9 protein-coding genes are annotated in these 20,848 nt (G+C 40.7%); 7 read left to right on the top strand and 2 right to left on the bottom strand.

The genetic code is table 11. The annotated features are described in order from the left end of the window. Positions 1-337 precede the first annotated feature (337 nt). The 6 genes from QJ048_RS01535 (at position 338) to QJ048_RS01510 (ending at position 15,199) form a co-directional block, all read left to right on the top strand. Entirely contained in the window at positions 338-3,535 is a 3,198-nt protein-coding gene (locus QJ048_RS01535) for a SusC/RagA family TonB-linked outer membrane protein (protein ID WP_282332564.1), read from the top strand. 17 nt (positions 3,536-3,552) lie between these two features. Then, a complete protein-coding gene (locus QJ048_RS01530; RefSeq protein ID WP_282332563.1) occupies positions 3,553-4,992 on the top strand; it encodes a SusD/RagB family nutrient-binding outer membrane lipoprotein in 1,440 nt (479 codons plus the stop codon). 457 nt (positions 4,993-5,449) lie between these two features. After that, a complete protein-coding gene (locus QJ048_RS01525; RefSeq protein ID WP_282332562.1) occupies positions 5,450-8,716 on the top strand; it encodes a SusC/RagA family TonB-linked outer membrane protein in 3,267 nt (1,088 codons plus the stop codon). 11 nt (positions 8,717-8,727) lie between these two features. Next, the gene (locus QJ048_RS01520; RefSeq protein WP_282332561.1) at positions 8,728-10,155 is read left to right on the top strand and encodes a SusD/RagB family nutrient-binding outer membrane lipoprotein; all 1,428 of its coding nucleotides are present in this window, start codon (positions 8,728-8,730) and stop codon (positions 10,153-10,155) included. A gap of 393 nt (positions 10,156-10,548) precedes the next feature. Then, positions 10,549-13,749, top strand: coding sequence for a SusC/RagA family TonB-linked outer membrane protein (locus tag QJ048_RS01515; protein ID WP_282332560.1), 3,201 nt, complete (start codon positions 10,549-10,551; stop codon positions 13,747-13,749). A 28-nt stretch (positions 13,750-13,777) separates the two neighbouring features. Continuing rightward, the gene (locus QJ048_RS01510) at positions 13,778-15,199 is read left to right on the top strand and encodes a RagB/SusD family nutrient uptake outer membrane protein (RefSeq protein ID WP_282332559.1); all 1,422 of its coding nucleotides are present in this window, start codon (positions 13,778-13,780) and stop codon (positions 15,197-15,199) included. Between the two features lie 273 nt (positions 15,200-15,472). On the opposite strand, the gene QJ048_RS01505 is transcribed toward QJ048_RS01510, so the two are convergent. Together QJ048_RS01505 and QJ048_RS01500 are read right to left on the bottom strand one after the other, a co-directional pair. Further along, the gene (locus QJ048_RS01505; RefSeq protein WP_282332558.1) at positions 15,473-15,832 is read right to left on the bottom strand and encodes a hypothetical protein; all 360 of its coding nucleotides are present in this window, start codon (positions 15,830-15,832) and stop codon (positions 15,473-15,475) included. Positions 15,833-16,059: 227 nt separating this feature from the next. Continuing rightward, positions 16,060-18,456 carry a T9SS type A sorting domain-containing protein gene (locus QJ048_RS01500; RefSeq protein WP_282332557.1) on the bottom strand — a complete coding sequence of 799 codons (2,397 nt, stop codon included), beginning with the start codon at positions 18,454-18,456 and terminating at the stop codon, positions 16,060-16,062. Positions 18,457-18,780: 324 nt separating this feature from the next. Here QJ048_RS01500 and QJ048_RS01495 point away from each other — a divergent pair, with 324 nt between their 5' ends. Then, positions 18,781-20,832 (top strand): DUF3857 domain-containing protein, encoded by a 2,052-nt coding sequence (locus QJ048_RS01495; RefSeq protein WP_282332556.1) that lies wholly within the window; start codon positions 18,781-18,783, stop codon positions 20,830-20,832. Positions 20,833-20,848: the final 16 nt, after the last annotated feature.

Below are 20,848 nucleotides of genomic sequence, written 5' to 3'. Positions count from 1 at the left end.
AGCTTTTTGAAGCCGCCTTGTGGCGGCTTTTTTATTTTTGGTCCGGCTATTTAATAAACGGACCATTTAATTATTCCAATCTTGTTAACAATTAAAATCGCGGTTAAAAAAAGGCATAGATTTTTAATGCGTGTCTAAATAAAAGAAGAAAACGAGATTGTTTGTTTGTTAAAATTCAGCTGTTGTAAAACGCTAACGTATACACGCTTTATACGTGGATGACTTTTATGGATCAATTTTCTGCGACAAAAGGTTCAAAATTGCGCTGCGGCTTCATGACATGTTATGTACAGGTTAATTTCCAAATTCTGATTTGTTAATTAATAAAACCTTGTACATGAGAAAACTTTTATTGCTGCTAACGGTCATGATTGGCCTGATAACGCAGGTACTCGCACAAAGCCGTCAAGTCTCGGGCAAAGTGACCGACGACAAAGGTAACCCGGTTGCTGGCGCATCGGTTACCATTAAAGATTCAAAAATTGGAACCACCACAAAAGAAGATGGAAGCTTTTCGTTTAGTGTTCCGGCAGACACAAAAGCACTAGTTGTTTCAGGAGTTGGATTTATTGAAAAGAGTGCTTCGATAGGAAATGGCGTTGTTAATGTTGCATTGGAAAATGATGATAAGAAGCTGGTTGAAGTGGTGGTAACGGCCTTAGGAATGAAAAAGGACAAAAAGTCTTTAGGGTACGCAACTCAGGAGATTAAGACTGCTGACTTGACACGCACAGGTAATGCAAATCTTGCAACAGCAATGCAGGGAAAGCTGGCAGGAGTCGAAATAAAACCATCAAGCGGAATGCCGGGGGCATCTTCGCAAATTGTTATTAGAGGAGCCCGCTCTTTTACAGGAAACAATACGCCTTTATACGTAATAGACGGAATGCCTGTTTCCACAACTTCTGATTTTGATGCTGGAAACGGCGGTGCTGGCGTTTCGGGAACCGATGTTGCAAACAGGTCGATCGATATTGATCCAAATGACATCGAGAGTATAAATGTATTAAAAGGGCAAGCAGCGTCTGCAATTTACGGAACACGGGCTTCAAACGGCGTAGTCATCATCACAACTAAAAGCGGTAAGGGGCTGCAGGTGGGTAAGCCAGTAATCACTGTTTCCAATTATAGCAACATAGATAAGGTTTCGCGTAAGCCCAACTATCAATCTACATGGGCACAAGGAACAGTAAATGCGGCAGGTGTTTATTCTTTTGATCCAAACAACTCGGCGAGCTGGGGGCCTAAAATTTCAGATTTGCCAAATGATCCAAAATATGGAGGTAATACAAACAATACATACACCAACGGAGATTTGGAAACTCACAAGGGAATGTATTACGTACCACAAAGAGCATCGGCGGGTTTGGATCCATGGGCGAAGCCACAGGCATACGATAACTTCGGAGGATTTTTTAAGACAGGAACCAGTACAAATACTTCATTGAATATTAGCCAGGCAATGAAAGGAACTAATTATTCATTTGGCCTGGCAAATGTGGAACAGAAAGGAATTGTACCTAACACTTCCATGGAACGCTACAATGCAAAAGGCGTCGCGGAAATAAAAGTTAATGATCTTTGGAAAACCGGTTTTTCTGCTAACTATGCGCACTCTTATATTAAAAAGGCGCCTTCTGCGAATGACGGATCGTTGGCAACGGTATATGCCACACCCAGAAATTATGATTTGAATGGCATTCCATCTGAGAACTCCAAAGACCCATACACTCAAATCTTGTACAGGAAGGCAACATTTAATAATCCTTATTGGTCTGCCAATCACAATCTGTTTGATGAAAAAACTGATCGTGTTTTCGGCAATACATTTATTGAATTTGTTCCAATTATTAGTAAAGACAATGGCAAGAAGTTGTCATTTCGCTATCAGTTGGGTGTAGATGCTTATACGACACATTTGCAAGACATCAATGAGTACGGAAGTAAAACGGGTACAGGATCTGTAGATCTAAGGGGTATAACATCAACGACCTGGAACTCGTTGCTAACTGCAAACTATTCAATGGATCTCACACACGATTTGAAGTTAACGGCGCTGCTGGGTAATGAGATCAATGACAGAAATCAAAAGCTTTACGAAGAATACGGAACGAGCCTGAATTTTGGTGGATGGCCCCAGATCAATAATGCCACTGTGAAAAATGCGGATGAATCAAAATATCGCAACAGAACTGTTGGTGTTTTTGGAAACGTAGGTCTGGCTTACAAGGACATGTTATTCCTAAATGTAACAGGTCGTAATGATATTGTCTCAACTATGCCATCAAACAACAGGTCATTTTTCTATCCATCTTTTTCAGCAGGTTTTGTGTTAACACAGTTGAACGGACTTAAAGGCAATGATGTTCTTTCTTTCGCAAAACTTAGAGCTTCCTATGCAGAAGTGGGGCAACCTGGCAGTTACTATAATAACTATTATACAACACCTTCTTATACCGGAGGCTGGTGGACAGACACACATATCCAATATCCTTTGGGCGGCAAAAGTGCTTATATTCCTAACAATGTTATTTATGACCCTCAATTAAAACCGCAAAACACCATTTCATATGAGGGGGGCATTGATCTTAAGTTCTTAAATAACAGAATTGGTCTGGAATACACATTCTCCCGTCAAAATGTAAAAGATCAGATATTCCAGGTGCCACTGGCAGCATCAACAGGTTCTGCTGCACAAGTGATGAACGGAGGATCTATACATACGAATGTTCACGAGATTGTTCTAACAGCAAATGCTATTGAAACAAGAGATTTTGACTGGAACCTAAACTTCAATTTTAGCAAGATTCAAAATTATGTTGACAAGCTTGCACCGGGCGTCGAAAGCATTTTTCTTGGAGGTTTCGTAACTCCACAGGTTCGCGCAGGTATTGGTTATACATTTCCTGTTATTTATGGTACTGCATTTGCCCGCGACGAACAAGGACGAATTCTTGTTGATGATAAAGGGCTGCCAATGGCAGGCGCACCCAATGTAATTGGTGTGGTTTCCCCAAAGTTTACTTTGGGTGGAGGAACTTCATTGCGTTGGAAAAAATTGCTGCTGGCTACAACATTTGATTGGAAGAATGGCGGTCAAATGTATTCAGGAACCAACGGTTTGCTGATGTATAACTATGGTTTGGATAAAACATCTGAAGATCGCAGCACTCCTTTTACATATGCAGGCTACACGCAAGATGGCAAAGTGAATGACATTCTAAGAGGTGGAGAAAATGATAAGAAGGCCTACTATGATCTTGCTTCAAGGCTGGGCACAATAGATGAGGCAGCTATTTTCAAATCTTCTTTTGTGAAAATGCGCGAATTATCGCTTAGTTATAAGTTCTCAAAAGTTTACAAAACTCTTGATATTAACGTGTCGGTATTTGCCAGAAATATTTTGTTGTGGACAAATTATCCAAACCTTGACCCTGAAACGTCCCAGGGAAATACCAACATGGCAGGTTCATTTGAGCGGTTTTCTTTGCCGCAAACAAAAAGCTTTGGGTTGGGCGTTAATCTGGTTTTCTAAAATATTAATATAAAAAAATGAAAAAGTACATAAATAGGTTTGTTGCAATTGCTGCGTGTAGCACTCTGTTGGCGTCGTGCAGTAAAAAAGTGATGGATAAAATAAACGAGAATCCGAACAATCCGCAAGATGTGTCAAGTAAATTTATTCTTACGGATGTAATGACGTCAACAGCATTCAATATAACTGGTTCTGATTACGCTTTTTACTCGTCTGTCTATATGGAGTTAAATGCCGGGGTGTATAGCCAGATGTATGACGCAGAAATGCGAAATGGAGAACCTTCCGCATCCAGTACATATAACAATACCTGGGGCAACCAATATGAGAACCTTTACGAATTAAAAATTGCAAGGCAAAAATGTGGGCCAAACGGAGTAGAAAAAGGTAACTATACAAGTTTGGGTATCGCTCAGGTTTTAACCGGTTATAATCTTGCGATATTAACGGATTTGATGGGTGACGTTCCTTATTCAGAAGCTTTGCAGCCTGGTGTAATCTTCCAACCAAAGCTCGATAAGCAGCAGGCTTTGTATGATACTGTCTTTGCTCTTTTGGATAGCGCCATCATTAATCTCGGGAAAACAAATACATGTTCTTCGACTTATCTGATCGGAACGCAGGATTTAATTTATAAGGGAAAGGCGAGCAGTTGGCAAAAAGCGGCTTACGGATTGAAAGCGAGATATCTTATGCGCTTATCATTCCGCAATCCAAACTATCAGGCAGTAATTGACAACATTGCAAATTCATTTACTACAAGTGCGGAAGATTTTCAATTTGGCTATGATGGATCGTCGTCACAAAATCCATTTTATAGTCTTGCCAATGACAGGTGGTATTTTGGAAGCAGCAAAAGTTTAGATAACAAGTTGTTGTCGAGAAAAGATCCGAGAGATAAAGCCTTCTTTGATTTTGACCCTGCTTCCTTTGCACCTAACGGTAATGTGAGTGCGAGTCAATCTTTGTATGGGGGATCTGTACTTATTTCAGCAACAGCCCCAACCTATTTGCAAAGCTATCACGAGATTCAGTTTCTAAAAGCCGAAGCATATGCACGCCTCAATGATCTTACTAATGCCGAATTGGCTTTGAAGAATGCGATCTCGGCGGCCTTTGTAAAAGTGCATCTTTCGACGTCCAGCGCACAAAGTTATTATGCATCAAGTGTCAAGCCTTTATTTGACGCTAACCCCCTAAAAGAAATAATGAATCAGAAGTATCTCGCTTTTTATGATGACGAGGGAATAGAAGCATATGATGATTATCGTAGACTAAAAGCAATGGGCAATGATTTTATTACTCTGGAGAACCCATTAAATCAAAAAGGGATGTTTCCTTTAAGATTTACATATGGATCAGATGATGTTTCTGCAAACAAGAACATAAGGGAAGCTTATGGCGACGGTACTTATGTTTATTCTCAGCCAGTGTGGTGGGCAGGGGGATCCAGGTAATTTTAGTGGCGCCGTATTAGTACCGCTTTTCCTAAAACCGCTTCAATCGAAGCGGTTTTTTCCTTTTAAAAACATGCCATATTGTCCTGGTCATTCAATTTCAATAATCTTTCTGCTTCGTCTTTCATTATTTATTACCCAACTCACATTTTTGCCTATATACTTCTTGTTTTAAATCAAGATAAGTTTGTAAAAAATAAAAACGATTTACCAACCCTTCTTCAGTGTTTTCTACCTAAAAAACAATAAAATAAATTTGGAATTTTGAAAGTTGTTGTTTTTGTGAATGCGTTTTGTCTAAAATATTACTGAAAAAATTAATTCGCCGTCAATTAACAAATCGGAATATTTGACAAAACCAAATTTTTCAAATTATCAAGATGTAAATTTTGATTTATTTAACAAATTATTAAATTTTGTTAGTACCGATTTTTCTTAATTAAACACTAACACACACATGAGAAAACAGCTGTCGCTGCTGCTAGGCATTGTATTGCTTAGCCTCAGCACCATTGCCCAAACTCGGCAAGTCTCCGGGCAAATCAAAGACGAAAAAGGGCAACCCATCCCTTACGCTACAGTAAAAGTCAAAGGCGCCAAAAACGCAACTTCCGCAGATCAGAATGGTAATTTCAAAATTGAGGTAACAGGAGCCAAGCCTTCGCTGCTGGTAAGTGCTGCCGGTTTTGATGCATCTGAACTTGCGGTAACCGAAAGCAACACAGTGGGCGTTGTATTGAAATCACAATCTTCAATGAACGAAGTTGTGGTAACCGCTCTGGGTATCAAAAGAAACAAAAATGTTTTGCCGTATGCTGCGCAACAGATAAGCGGCGACCAGGTAAGCGCAACAAGAAGTAACAACTTTGTTACAAGCTTATCCGGAAAAATTTCAGGCTTGGAAGTAAGGCAAGGTAATGCAATGGGGGCATCAACAAACGTTGTAATTCGCGGTGCAAAATCTTTCCTGAGTTCAAACCAGGCGTTGTTCGTTATCGATGGGGTTCCGGTAGATAACTCCAATAATAACAGCGCAAACAAAAGCTCTACTACTTCTAATGACCAAACAAGTGGTCGTGGCGGTTATGACTACGGTAATGCTGCTGCTGATATTAACCCTGATGACATTGAAACTATCACGGTATTGAAGGGTGCGGCTTCTACCGCTCTTTATGGTTCACGTGCAGCAAACGGGGTTGTAATGATCACCACTAAAAAATCCAAAAGAGGTTTGGGTATCGTGGTTAATGCCGGTGTAACCGCGGGCAAGATCGATCAATCTACATTTACAAAATATCAGAGAGAATACGGTGCGGGCTATCAGCAAGGGGGCTATAGCAAAACTTCCGATGGTTCCCCTAACACTTCTTTCTGGTGGAAAGATGCTTTTGGTACAGGTTCAAACAGCTTGATCGTTCCTACTACAGAAGATGCTTCTTACGGTGCAAGGTTCGATCCAAGCCTGATGGTATACCATTGGGACTCGTTTGACTCAACATCTCAATTCTATAAAAAACAAAAGCCCTGGGTGGCTGCTGACAACAACCCTGTTTCTTTCTATGAAACGGCTATTGCTACCAACACCAGTGTTTTTGTTGATGGCGGTAATGATCAGGCTACCTTCAAAATGGGTTATACAAGAACCGATGAAAGAGGTGTATTGCCAAACAGCCGTTTGATAAAAAACCTTTTGAACTTTGGCGCTACTTATAAGCTAACAGAAAAACTATCCATCGCCGGCAACCTGAACTTTTCTAAAGTTGACGGTCGCGGAAGATACGGAACAGGGTACAGCAAGTACAACGTAAATCAGGCCTTCCGTCAGTGGTGGGAAACCAACGTTGATGTGCAGGAATTGAAAGATGCATACAACAGAACGGGACAAAACATTACCTGGAACTGGGCCGATCCTACCAAGCCCTCAGGATTGTATCCCATCTATACAGACAACCCATATTTCATACGTAATAAAAGCTACGAGACAGATTCACGTTACAGATGGTTTGGTAATGCTTCTGTAAATTATAACGTGAACAGCTGGTTGAACGTTTTGGGTCGTGTTTCTCTCGACTCCTACGATGAACTTGAAGAAGAGCGCATCGCAGTAGGTAGCGTTGCTGTACCTTCTTACAGCCGTTTCAACAGAACCTTCAGAGAGTTTAACTACGATTTGATGGCTACTGTAAACAAGGATCTGAATTCTGACCTGAACCTGAAAGCGGTAGCAGGTATGAATCTTAGAAGAAATTACGTTAACTCCATCTATGCCATCACAAACGGTGGGTTAGTAGTTCCGGATCTTTACTTCCTGGGTAACTCAGTGAGTCCTATTTCTGCGCCAGCAGAAGCTGATGACAAAATATTTGTAGACGGTTATTATGCAAACGCCACTTTAACTTACAAAGAGTTATTGTCATTGGATGTTTCAGGTAGAATTGACCATTCGTCAACTTTGCCTTCTGATAACAACACTTACTTCTACCCATCAATTTCCGGTAGCTTCAACTTCGCCAAATTGTTGCCTGAGGCATCATGGTTGTCTTCCGGAAAACTTAGAGCGAACTACGCAGAAGTGGGTAATAGTGCCCCTTTCAGCAAGTTGAAAGATGTATATGACAAACCAACTGTGTTTGGTAATGCCACCCTGTTTTCACTGCCGGGTACAAAGAACAACCCAGCTCTAAAGCCTGAAAGAACAAAGAGTGCCGAAGTTGGTCTAGAAATGGCATTCTTTCAAAATCGCCTGGGATTTGATGTTACTTACTATGATACAAAAAGTATAGATCAGATATTCCCGGTTGCCGTTTCTGCAGCCACAGGTTACAGCAATAAATATGTAAACGCCGGTACAATCAGAAACAGAGGGATTGAGCTGTCAGTATTTGCTACACCGGTTAAAACCAAAGACTTCTCCTGGACAATCAATCTGAATTTTACATCAAACAGAAACAAAGTATTGTCTTTGTATGACAGCAGTAAAAACCTTCAGATCAACCAGGCTAACCTGCAAGGTGGTGTATCTATCAATGCTACGCTGGGTGAACCATACGGAACCATCCAGGGCAAAACATGGAACTATGAAAAAACAACCGGTCAAAAACTGGTTGGGTCTAATGGTTATTATTCCATCACGTCAACTACAAATAACGTAATTGGTAATATCAACCCTGACTGGATCGGTGGTATCTACAACACTTTAAGATATAAAAATCTTTCATTGGGATTTTTGATCGATGTGCGCAAGGGCGGAGATGTATTCTCACTTGATCTTTACTATGGCATGGCAACAGGTCTGTATCCTGAAACAGTTGGTAACAATGATTTGGGAAATCCAAAACGTGCGCCGCTTGCTAGTGGCGGTGGCTTGATTGTGCCTGGTGTAACAGCAGATGGTAAAGCAAATACTAAACGCGTTGATAATACATCTTATGGTTACTATGGATACGTTTACAATCCTGCAGCAGCGTTTGTGTATGATGCGAGCTACGTAAAATTGAGAGAGCTGAATTTTACCTATTCATTCCCGCAATCTTTTATTTCTAAAACAAAAGCTTTTAAAGGAATTGACATTTCTGTGATAGGAAGAAACCTTTGGATCATTCACAAAAATCTTCCTTACTCTGATCCTGAAGAAAATCTTTCTGCAGGTAATGTGCAAGGATATCAAAGTGGTGCTTATCCAACAACAAGAAGCCTCGGTGTAAACCTTAAACTGAAATTTTAAATTGTAACACAATGAAGAAGTATTTAATAATATTCGCGTCAATGGTCTCTTTGGCGGCTTGCACAAAGAACATTGACAGCTATAACGACCAAACAAAAGCAGCATCGTCTGCGCCTCCTGCAACTCTTTTCTCAAATGCAGTGAGAAACCTCGCAGATGTTTTGACAAGTTCCAGCGTGAACACAAACATCTTCAGGCTTACGGAGCAACACTGGACAACGACAACTTATACGGATGAGCCAAACTACGATGTTTATACCCGTAATATTCCGCAGACATGGTGGACAAACCTGTATAGAGATGTCTTGTCAGACCTTAAAGAATGCAAGCGTTTATTGCCAGGCTCAACAGGCGCTACCGCCGGCACAAAAACAAATCAGAATGCTATGGCAGATATTATGATGGTGTACACATATTCTGTTTTGGTGAACACATTTGGAAATGTGCCCTATACAAAAGCGCTTGACTATGATAATTTGTTCCCGGCATATGATGATGCAAAAACAATCTATGATGATCTTTTCACAAGATTGGATGCAGATATCGCTGCATTGAATACTGCTGAAAAAGGTTTCGATGCATCTCAGGATATTGTTTATGGTGGTAGCGTAAGTGCCTGGATAAAATTTGCCAATTCTTTAAAGATCAGAATGGCAATGACTGTGGCTGATGTAAATGCGGCAAAAGCCAAATCCGCAGTTGAAGCTGCTGACACGAAAGCGTTTGGAAGTGCAGTGGATAACGCCGTGTTCAAATACTACGCCATCACACCAAATAACAATCCTATCTGGACAGATCTTGTACAGAGCAAGCGCCAGGATTTTATCGCAGCAAATTTGTTGATAGATAAATTGAATTCGTTGAGCGATCCTCGTTTGTCAAACTACTTCAAGCCGAATGATAATAAGATATATGTTGGCGGAGTGCCGGGTGCAACAAACACTTTCTCTTTGTTTGCCAAGGCAAATGATAAGATCACTGCCATGGATTTCCCAGGAATGCTTATGGACTATGTAGAAATAGAATTTTACAGAGCAGAAGCTATTGAACGTGGCTTTACTGTTGCTGGAACTGCTGCGCAGCACTACAACAATGCAATCACTGCGTCCATTCTTTATTGGGGTGGAACCACAGCAGACGCAACTGTTTATTTGGCTCAGCCTTCTGTGGCTTATGCAACAGCTACAGGCACATGGCGACAAAAAATAGGAACTCAAAAATGGATAGCCTTATATAACAGGGGATATGAAACATGGACAGAACGCAGAAGACTTGATTTCCCTGTACTTCCTGTACCTGCGGCTCCTAAAGGAGATTATCCAAATCGTTTCGCATACCCAACCAATGAACAAACTTTGAACAATCAGCACTATGCTGAAGCAGCCAAAGCAATAGGTGGTGACAAAGCATCCACCAAAGTGTTTTGGGATGTCAATTAAAGTGTGTGTTACAATAGGTTGATTTTTCGGGCTGGCATTCTTGCCGGCCCTCTTTTTTTAATAGCTGATGAACTACTAAATGATTAATTGATGTTAAGTGTAACCTATTAGATCATATCAACTAATACATAATTGGATCTGCAATCTTTATGCCTTAATTTTAAAATCGTGCCCAAACACCACAAAAAATGAATTTTACCCAACGTATTATTTAGAATTTATCTAATATGTTCATTGTCAAATATTTGAAAAAATCTATTTATTAGCGGTTTTTAGCTCATATTTTTTGAGGAAAAAAAAAATTTGAAATAAATGGTTAGTAAATCTTGTGTTATTTAACATTTCTTTATTTTTGGTTGTAACCTATTTTTCTTAATCAAATACTAAACACACATGAGAAAGAAGCTGTTGATGCTCCTAAGCATTGTTTTGCTTAGCGTCTTCTCTTTCGCCCAAACCCGGCAGATTTCCGGTAAAGTCACCGATGAAAAAGGTAGTCCGATTGTAGGAGTATCGGTGATCGTTAAAGATTCCAAAATTGGTACAGTAACAAAAGAAGATGGAACATTTTCGTTCAACGCTCCGGCGGCTGCGAAAACGTTGATCGTATCTGGCGTTGGCTTTACTGAAAAAAGAATTGCTGTAGGAACTGGAGCAATTAATGTCTCTTTAGAAAAAGACGACAAAAAATTAGATGAAATCGTTGTTGTTGGTTATGGAACAAAAACCGTTAAAGAAGTTACGGGTTCCATAGCAAAGGTAAAAGCTGAAAAAATTGTATCGGAGCCTCTTGCGAGCTTCGATCAGGCTTTGGCAGGTAAGGCTGCTGGTGTACAAATCGGATTATCTACCGGTACACTTGCCGACCGTACACAAATAAGAATCAGAGGGGTTAACTCCATAAGTGCCTCTGCTCAACCGCTCGTGGTAATCGACGGTATTCCACAGCTGGACGTTTCTGGTAACCTGAATGGTTTTAACAGTGGTAACGGAACAAGGTTCGATCCGTTGGCATTGGTAAACACTGCAGATATTGAATCTGTAGAAGTTTTAAAAGATGCGGGCTCTGCAGTAGTATACGGTTCGCGTGCATCAAATGGTGTAATATTAATTACAACCAAAAGAGGTAAAAAAGGAACAGTTAAAACATCTGTTGACTCTAAAGTTGGCTGGGCTTCTGCCTCTAAACTGCCTTCTTTGTTAAACGTAGATCAGTTTACAACTATTCAGAACGAAAAAGTAGCGAACCGTTATGGTACTACTTACGGAACTTATCCTCCTGCAAGACCAAGCGATATCAATAAAGATGGTGTAAGTGACAATACGGATTGGAACAGTGTGTTATATCGCACAGGTATGACATATGACAATAGTATTTCATTTTCAGGCGGTGCAGATAAAATAACTGTTTACGGTTCTGCAAGATATTTAAAGCAAGAAGGTATCATAATAACTAACCAGTTAAAAACCGGCCAGATCCGATTGAATTTGGATTTCGTACCTAAATCATGGTTCAAAGCTGGTTTGCAAACATCTTATTCAAGAACTTTGAATAATGGTGTTCTTTCTGATGGTTATATCGCGGGTGTTTCCGTATCAGGATGGCAGGCGCCACCAAACGTGTCTCCATTTAACCCAGACGGTCCAAGTGGTTACAATCTTGCCGCTAATGGTCTGTTGAATCTTGGAAACAACGTACCGTCAGCTAAGACATCTTCGGGTACAACTGTTTCTTTGCTGCCTTCAGCATCTTATTACTCTAACGTGCTTGCTGTGCTTAAAACAGGTCGTAACGACAACACAGCGCAGGACCTCAGAGCTAATATTTATGGAGAGATCCAACCATTGAAAGGATTAAAGTATACATCTAAATTAGGTTTGCAATATTTAGGCAACCTTGAAGATCAGTATACTGCTCCTATCATTTCCGGTTTAGGTACTACATACGGTGGTTTGGTTCAGGATCAGAATCGTACATGGAACCAGTGGACATGGCAGAACTACATCAATTATGATAAAACCTTTGGTTCAGATCATAAATTGGGAGTAGTAGCCGGTATAGAAAATCAATACACGAAATATCAATACTGGTACACAGGTGCTGCTAACTTCAGCGATCCATTCTTTACTCACATTATTGATGGTGCTTATACTAATACACAACCTGGTCAAACTACTGTGTTGGATAACACAGGTGGTGATTTGAACAGCAGAGGAATGATCTCTTATTTTGGAAGAGCAAACTATGCTTATGCTAACAAATATTTTGTAGAACTTTCTGTTCGTAGAGATGGTTATTCAGGGTTCGGTGCTGATAATCAGTTTGGTACCTTCCCAAGCATTTCATTAGGATGGGAGTTAACTAAAGAGCATTTCATGGAATCTCTTAAATTTATCAACTACCTGAAACTTCGTGGAAGCTACGGTACGGTTGGTAACTCAGGTGGAATCGGGCCGTACGATTCAAGAACATTGTATAGTGGTAAAGCTTATACCAGCTTAACAGGTCTAGGTATTAAACAGGCCGGTAACTCTGCTTTGCAGTGGGAAAGTGCAAAGAAAATGGATATCGGTTTCGATGCGACGTTCCTGAATGGCAAATTATCTGCAACTGTTGATTATTTCGACAACAACGTAGACAAGTTGTTATTGAACGCACCGGTAATTTATACTGTAGGTATTCCTAACTCAAGCATTTCTTACAACGTGGGTAAAATGTATAACAAAGGTTGGGAATTCACAATCAATGCAACTCCGGTGTCTTCAAAAGATTTCACATGGACCACTTCATTTAATTTCACAACAATTAAAAACCGCGTTACAGAGTTAGTTTCTGCTAACAAGAACGCAGACATTACCGGTGCCTTTGCTTATACAGTGGCAAGTGTTGGCAGACCATTGGGTTCATTCTGGATGCCTCGCTGGGCAGGCGTTGATGCAAACACAGGTAACCCAATGTGGTATGCAGCGGATGGCTCTCATAAAATCTGGGATTTTACAGGCCAAAAATGGATGAAGGATGACGGTACTGCTGCATCTGCACTTGGTATTGCTGATAATGTTTACACTGGAAAATCCGGATTGCCTACATGGTATGGTGGATGGGATAACACATTCACATACAAAAGTTTTGATTTAGGCTTCGCAGTAAACTATAGCGGTGGTAACTACATTTACAATTCTACCAAAGCGGGAATGCTTACGAATGCTTTCAGCAACAACTTTAGCGTTTTGCTGAATCGCTGGCAGAAAAAAGGAGATGTAACAGATATTCCAAGACTGTATGCAATTGACAATGCCGCTAACGCAGCTTCAACAAGATTCCTGGAGAAAGGTGATTATTTGAGAGTGAGAACGATCTCTCTTGGATATACTTTGCCTGCTTCTCTTTTAAGAAAAATGGACCTTGAGAAATTCAGAGTGTATGCTCAGGTTTACAATCCATTTATCATTACAAAATACAGTGGAATGGATCCTGATGTAAACTACATTATTCAATCTTCAACTAACACAGCTAACCTTACACTTGGTGTAGATAACCGTGCGACTCCGCAGATGAAAGTGTTTACCGTAGGATTGAATGTTGGTTTCTAATGTGAGGCATATTAAAAAAATGAAAAACATGAAAAGTAAAAAAATAATAAATATTTCTCTCGCACTTTTATTTGCAGCGAGTGCATGTAAAAAGTCGACCATTTTTGAAGATCCGTTTAACGCTATCAGTCAGGATGCGGCGTTTTCAACCGCTGACAAAGTTGAAAAGTCTGCTGTGGGTATGTATGACGCTTTGCAAAACCTCAATTTCCTTTGTGGAAGGATTTTGATTTATGCAGATCAAAGAGGTATCGATGAAGCGCCGAATTCATACTTTGGAAACGTAGGGTTTTTACCAAACCTGACAGCAAGTGATGGAACCGTTGGGGCATCATGGCGCGATGGTTACAACACGATTTTTGTCGCCAATAACTTTCTTCAGAACTTACAGGCGCACTCGTCAGTGGTTACACCAGACAAAGCCAACCAGTATATAGGTGAAGCAAAATTCATCAGAGCGTTGTGCTATACTTACCTTGTTAATCTTTGGGCGCAACCGGTTAACAAAACCTGGAGCAACACAGACACAACAACGCTGGGAGTACCTTTAGTACTGACCGCCGCTACCGATCCGTTTGCTGCAAGCAACCAGGTAGCCCGTGCTAAAGTCACAGAGGTGTACGCACAGATTGAAGCTGATTTGCTGGATGCAAAAAGTAAATTACCGGCGCCTTCTTCTACTGATGCATTTACACGTACTGCAAGAGCTAACAGAAGTTCTGCTTTAGCATTGCTTGCACGTATTTATTTGTATGAAGGCCAGTGGAAAAAAGCATCTGACTATGCGGATTCAGTAATGACTTATTCTTCAATTTTGAAACTGAATACGTCGCCTGAACTTACTTTCGCAAGCCCATATACAACAGGTGAATCTATCTTCTCTGTTGCTATGAATGGTGCGGATAATCCTAATACGAATAACTCACTCGGTCAGCACTATGGCGCACGAGCACGTGGTGATATTAATATCTCTACTGACTATGTGAAGCTATTTGATACGTTGCATGATGCACGTTACACGAAACTGATGGAGATTTATAACGGATTATACTGGACAAAAAAATATCCTGGCATCACGACGGATTTTGTACCGGTACTTCGCTATTCAGAAATTCTGTTAACAAAAGCAGAAGCTCTTGCAAGATTAAATACTGCTGCTGTAGATGCAAGCGCACTCGGTTATTTGAACCAGGTTCGTACAAGGTCAAACCCAGCGATGCCAGTAGTTGCTGCTACTCAGCCTGCACTGGTTGATTCTATTTTGAAAGAAAGAAGAATTGAGCTGGCGTTTGAGGGACATGGCATTATCGAATTCCAGAGAACAGGTAGAACATTGCCTGCTCACTACGGTATTAATGCGCTGCCTTGGGCATCTCAAAGAAGTATAATGCCAATACCGGACTACGACATTCAGAAAAATCCTAACCTGGCTCCCAATCCTGGTTACTAATTCGAAAATAGTTTTCGCAGAAAATCGCCCAAGGGGCGATTTTCTCTAAATTATCTGTAGAGGAAATAAAATTTGAAACCAAAATGTTTTGGTATTTCAATTAAAAAGTGTGTTACAATAGGTTGATTTTTCGGGCCGGCATTCTTGCCGGCCCTCTTTTTTAATAAATAATTGAATGATTAAATAATTGAATTGTTTAGTCGTTTTAAATGCAAAAGGGAGCAAGACGTACACTTGCTCCCTTTCGTTTACTTATGAAAAGGCGATTTAGATTTAATAGTTATTGGCATTCCGTTTTTTTATAGTCTCACTTCTTTGGCTCTTTAGTTGTGCCTGCTGCTCAGCCGTTAAAACAGCATTGGATTGTTGCTTGCTGCTTTGTATAAGCAAAAGCATTTGTTGCTGCTTTTGTTCCTTCGTCAAAGATTCATTGCTTTTAATGGCGTCAGATTTATCTTTAGTATCGGCCATGATCGCTTCCAGTTTCTTTTGCTGCTCTGCGGTGAAGGTTACATTTTTGTGCTGTTCATGTTTAGGGGCGCTTTGATTGGTTGCCGGAGGTTTGCTGCTTTGTGCAAATGTGATCGATCCTGTAAGAAAAAATGCAGCCAGTACAATTGTTCTTTTTTTCATAGCGTTTGTTTTTTTAGTGCAGAGTAGATGCTGGCTGTCTTCAAAAGGTGTTAAACCGGGCAGTTAAAAGCAGGTTAATGTTTTTTTTTATAATAAATGAAAGTTGTAATGTGAAAAGAGGGAGTGTGTGGAGTTCAATGGACACAATCTGGAATTCAATAACTCAATTAAAAAAAGGCTGCCTCTTTTCGAGACAGCCTTCATTCAATCGATCATTAAAACTTATTTTACTTCACAAGTCTTACTTGTGTCTGTAAGTTGTCGCCAACCAGTTTGAGTACATACTGACCTGATGGTAAGTAACCAAGGCTTGAAACAGATTGTGAGTTATAACCTTTGTTTCCCTGCAGATCAACTTGTTTAATCAGTCTGCCCACCATATCATAAACGTATACTTTCACTTTACCTGCGTTATCAAGATTGTATGATACATTCAGGTGATCCACAAATGGATTCGGACTGATCTGCATTTGCAATGCCAGCGCTTGCAGGTAAACTACTTTGCTGTATTTAAAGTCGCCGTTCACATCAACTTGTTTCAAACGGTAGTAGTTGTTGTTAAGCGGAGATGCATCAACAAATGTATAGTTGCCAACAGGAGCGTGAGACGCAGCTACAGCACCAAGTTTGGCGAATGTTCTGCCATCACTGCTTCTTTCCACATCAAAGTGATCATTGCTTACTTCGTTTTCTGTTGACCATGTCAAATTAGCTTTGCCGGCATTCAATACTGCTTTGAAAGAAATGAAATCAACAGGCAGCGGAGCTGCATTTACCGGAGGATAAACAACACCACTGAATTCTGAAGTATTGCCGTTTGCATCTGTAGCTGTTGCCGTCAAACCTGAAGTAGTTGTCAGGCCTGCAAACAACGCTTTGGGAATAGTGAATTGGAAACGGTTTGCGGTGATAATAGCAGGATTGTTATCTCCTTCAAATGTTCTGTCATAAGTTCCCACTACGTTAGAGTTATCAGTAATGTTATCCAGAATACCATCTTCACGTACACGCATATATGCAATAACGCCTTCCCCAAAGCTTCTTGTAAAGCCCGTTGGAAGCGGATTTGAAGGGTGTGTGCCATCTGCTTTGTAGAACTCGATAATGGCGCCCGGATCACTGAATCCATTGATGACAAAATTATCTCCACTTTCAACGATGTTCAGCAACACAGGAGCGTTCATATAGTTGTTAGGCCCTGTTAATGGACCATTGTGGTTATTACTAACCCCTCTTCCTGCAACTAAATCGGTTTTCAAATCGATACCAAGTTCTACATTGCCATACATTCTGTTTTTGGAAATGGTTAAACCGGTAAGTTTACCCGTACCTGCAAAGCCTGTATATGTAGAAACACCCGATTGTTTATTAAACGCAATAGTGTTTCCTTCCAGTGCATCGTTAACGCCATCATTATTGCTACCAATCCAGTTGTTGATAACATCGTAACCGCTTAAAGACTCGGCGTACACGCCAAAGATACCATTACCTCTGTCTGCTACACCCGGAGCAAAGGTTCCGATATTGTTACCAGAGATCATGTTATGTGTAGTAGTATTGCCCCCAAGTATTGCGAAGTAATCACCCGCTTGCAGTTTAATACCATAATCAGTATTAGAGGAAACTGTGTTCGATTGTACTGCATTGTTGGTAACACCAATTATGTTGGCACTGGAGTTCCAAACAATAATACCCATAGAATTTGGAGCCGCATTGTTTGAAGTATTCAAACCTATTTTATTACCAGCAACTGTATTTGAATCAGAAGAATTATACAGCCAAACACCATACTTGCCGTTGTTGCCAATAACGTTTCCTTCCAGAGCATCGCTGGTACCATTTCCATCGGTACCAATTAGATTGCTTTTAGAGCTTTTGTCTAAAACGATACCGGCAGTGCTGTTGCCGATAACTTCAGTACCGGTAGCTCCGATTCCTATATAGTTACCTGAGATTTTGGAATTTTTCACCAACATAAAGGCAACACCATTATCACGGTTGCCACTGATGATATTGCCTTCCCATGCATCCTGAACGCCATCACCATTTGTACCAATCGTAATGTTCGTTGAGTTGGCAGTAGCAAAAGGATCGGACCTTACACCGTTTCTGCCATTAGAAGCAGCCGCAGTACCGGTTTCGTTTGTTCCGATGAATGAACCCCAGACGCTGATATTTTGCACGCCGCCGCCAATAACGATGCCGGATTCGCCAAAATTTCTGACGTTCAGACCGGCAATTTCGACGTTGCTGGAGATAATGTCCAGGCCGCTTAAATATACCGGCAGATTGGCGCCGTCGAGAATAATTAAGATTTTTCGCGAGGTAAAGGCACCAGCGGTCGAACCCGGTTGTGAGTAACCGTTAATGTACACTCCGTCGATAATGTTGGGAAAGCCATTTGCGTCAGGCTTAAGTACAAACGGGCCAGAGCCAGCAATGTTGAAGTTAATCGTATCCTTGCCAACATGCCAGTTTGCCTGGTTAAGAGCGTCGCCAAACGAACCCGGGCCACTCACATTTGTGTTGGTTACGAGGTAGATGTTAGCTTTTGAATAGATGATGATAAAAAAGAACAACAAGGTGGCGAAGACCCTCTTGTAAGATGAGTACAAGTGTTTCATAAACCAAATTTTAGTTTTCGAAATGTAGTTTCAGATGATAAAAAGAAAGGAAATGGGACTTACTAAAAATGTGGTCTTTAGATAGGAGGATAAGACTTGGCGGAAACGAGATTAAAGGTCGCGTGGCTTACTATAGGAATAAAGATAGATACCGCTAAAGTAGAAACTTATTTGGACATTTAAAACAGTTCCCGAAAAAAATCAATTCGTAATTGCAAAAAGTGCGCCCTCATTGTCAACACGTTATAGGTATTTATACTTATCCCAACCCAGTCTAAGTACTTTTGTGCATATTTACAATTGCGTTTAACCTAAACCCTTGATATGCTCCGGAAACTCGTTTTAATTTCTTTTTTGGCGGCCAATTTCTATAATAACACACGGGCGGCAGAAAAGGTTTCAATAACGGCCATGCCTACGTGGCTTTATAAAGTGAACCCTAATCCCGACAAGAAGCCAGAAGCCCGAAACATCAGTAACGGTTACTATTTGGAGCTTATGGATGATCAGGTAAACATTCCACTGCAAACTGAGTACACACACTTGATAAGACATATTATAAATGAGTCGGGCGTTGAAAATACCTCGGAAGTCTCTGTGAGTTTCTCACCGGAATACCAGAAGGTGATCTTTCATAAAGTTGCTATCTGGCGCGATGGTAAAATGATCAATCAGCTTACCCAGAGCGCAATACAGGTGATACAGGAAGAAACTGAAGCGGCCAATTTGCAATACAACGGCATGAAGAGAGCCTTTATCATTTTAAAAGATGTAAGAAAAGACGATCGCATAGAAGCCTCCTATTCTGTAATTGGATTTAACCCGGTGTTTGGAAACCGGTTTGACAACAGTTACTATTTCACAAGTGCGACTGCTTTGTGTAATTATTTTCTCACATTGATCGCACCTGCTTCCACAAAACTCAACTTCAAGTATTTTAATAACGCACAGGCACCGACGCAAACGAATGAATCTGGGGTCACAATATATCACTGGAACAACCCTGCAACGCAACTTTGGGAGAGTGAAGGTGAAATACCCGGTTGGTATATTAATGTGCCTTACGTAAGCGTAACTGAATATGGCAACTGGAAAGAAGTGGTCGACTGGGGACTAAAAACATTTAATAACTACCAGTACACATTTTCGCCGGCGTTAAATGCAAAGATTACCTACTGGTACAATCAGGCGAAAGGCTACAACGATGATTTTGCTTCTCTTGCTTTACGGTTCGTTCAGGACGAGGTGCGCTATCTTGGATTGGAGATTGGGGAAAACTCTCACAAACCGCATTCGCCGGAAGAAGTTTTCAAAAACAGATTCGGTGATTGTAAGGACAAGGCATTGTTGTACGCATCCATTCTGCAAAAAGGAGGTCTCAAAGCCTACGTGGCGCTTGTAAATACTACTTTGAGAAATAAATTGCTGGACGCAACGCCAGCGCCAGGTCATTTTGATCATGCGATTGTCGCAATAGAAAGATCTGCGGGAGTTTATGTTTTCGTGGATCCCACTTACACGCACCAGGGCGGCGACCTCATCAATACGTTTTTGCCAGCTTATGGTCAGGCACTTATTGTGCGTGATGGCATCAACGCACTAACGGCAATCGAACTTCCCGGCTTGCCTACATCGAGGATTTCGGAAACTTTCCGGATAGGTAAAAAAGGAGAAAAAAGCACACTCGAGGTCAACTGTAATTACAAGGGAGGAATGGCAGATGATGCACGCAGTTCCTTTGCGGAAAACAGCATTCGCGATCTTGAGAAAAGTTCCCTTCAATATTATGCGTCCAGCTATGAAAGTATTAAACAGGATAAAGATTGGGAGATAAAAGATGATAGCGAGACGAATACCATTAACGTTACCAAAAGCTATTTGATACCATCCATCTGGAAAAATGAAAAAGGCACAGATAAATTTAGTGTACTTGGTCAGCGGATCTATGATCAGCTTCCGGATCCAAAGGGCCTCGTGAAAGATGCGCCGCTTGCTCTACCTTACCCGTTTGATCTTACCAACACGATCAGGATTAATTTTTACGAGGATTGGGCGCTTGACGCAAATGAATTGCATATCAGGAATGACGCTTTTGAATTTGATTTCGAACCTGAGATTATAGGCTCCCGGGTTAATCTAACCTATCACTTCAAAACTTTTAAAGATCATATACCTGCCGAAGAAGTCGATAAGTACAAAGAGGATTATAAGAAAATGGTAGAGAATCTGGAGTACGAATTCAGTTATGATGAAAAAGGACAAACACAAGTAAGAACATCTGATTCATCCAAAGGCATAAGCAACAAACATATGTTTATGATGTTGATTGTTGGAGTAGGAATATTTTTAACGATAAGACATTTTTTAAACAAATAACTGAATTATTCAATGA

Source organism: Pinibacter soli (genome assembly GCF_029961145.1).
GTDB lineage: Bacteria > Bacteroidota > Bacteroidia > Chitinophagales > Chitinophagaceae > Pinibacter > Pinibacter soli.
Note: the sequence above shows the minus strand (reverse complement) of the source record. Positions and strands in the feature narration are given on the sequence as shown.

Bases quoted from the DNA above. Each gene is read 5' to 3' on its own strand.
- QJ048_RS01535 (WP_282332564.1), top strand. From the start codon at position 338: ATGAGAAAACTTTTATTGCTGCTAACGGTCATGATTGGCCTGATAACG.
- QJ048_RS01530 (WP_282332563.1), top strand. From the start codon at position 3,553: ATGAAAAAGTACATAAATAGGTTTGTTGCAATTGCTGCGTGTAGCACT.
- QJ048_RS01525 (WP_282332562.1), top strand. From the start codon at position 5,450: ATGAGAAAACAGCTGTCGCTGCTGCTAGGCATTGTATTGCTTAGCCTC.
- QJ048_RS01520 (WP_282332561.1), top strand. From the start codon at position 8,728: ATGAAGAAGTATTTAATAATATTCGCGTCAATGGTCTCTTTGGCGGCT.
- QJ048_RS01515 (WP_282332560.1), top strand. From the start codon at position 10,549: ATGAGAAAGAAGCTGTTGATGCTCCTAAGCATTGTTTTGCTTAGCGTC.
- QJ048_RS01510 (WP_282332559.1), top strand. From the start codon at position 13,778: ATGAAAAGTAAAAAAATAATAAATATTTCTCTCGCACTTTTATTTGCA.
- QJ048_RS01505 (WP_282332558.1), bottom strand. From the start codon at position 15,832: ATGAAAAAAAGAACAATTGTACTGGCTGCATTTTTTCTTACAGGATCG.
- QJ048_RS01500 (WP_282332557.1), bottom strand. From the start codon at position 18,456: ATGAAACACTTGTACTCATCTTACAAGAGGGTCTTCGCCACCTTGTTG.
- QJ048_RS01495 (WP_282332556.1), top strand. From the start codon at position 18,781: ATGCTCCGGAAACTCGTTTTAATTTCTTTTTTGGCGGCCAATTTCTAT.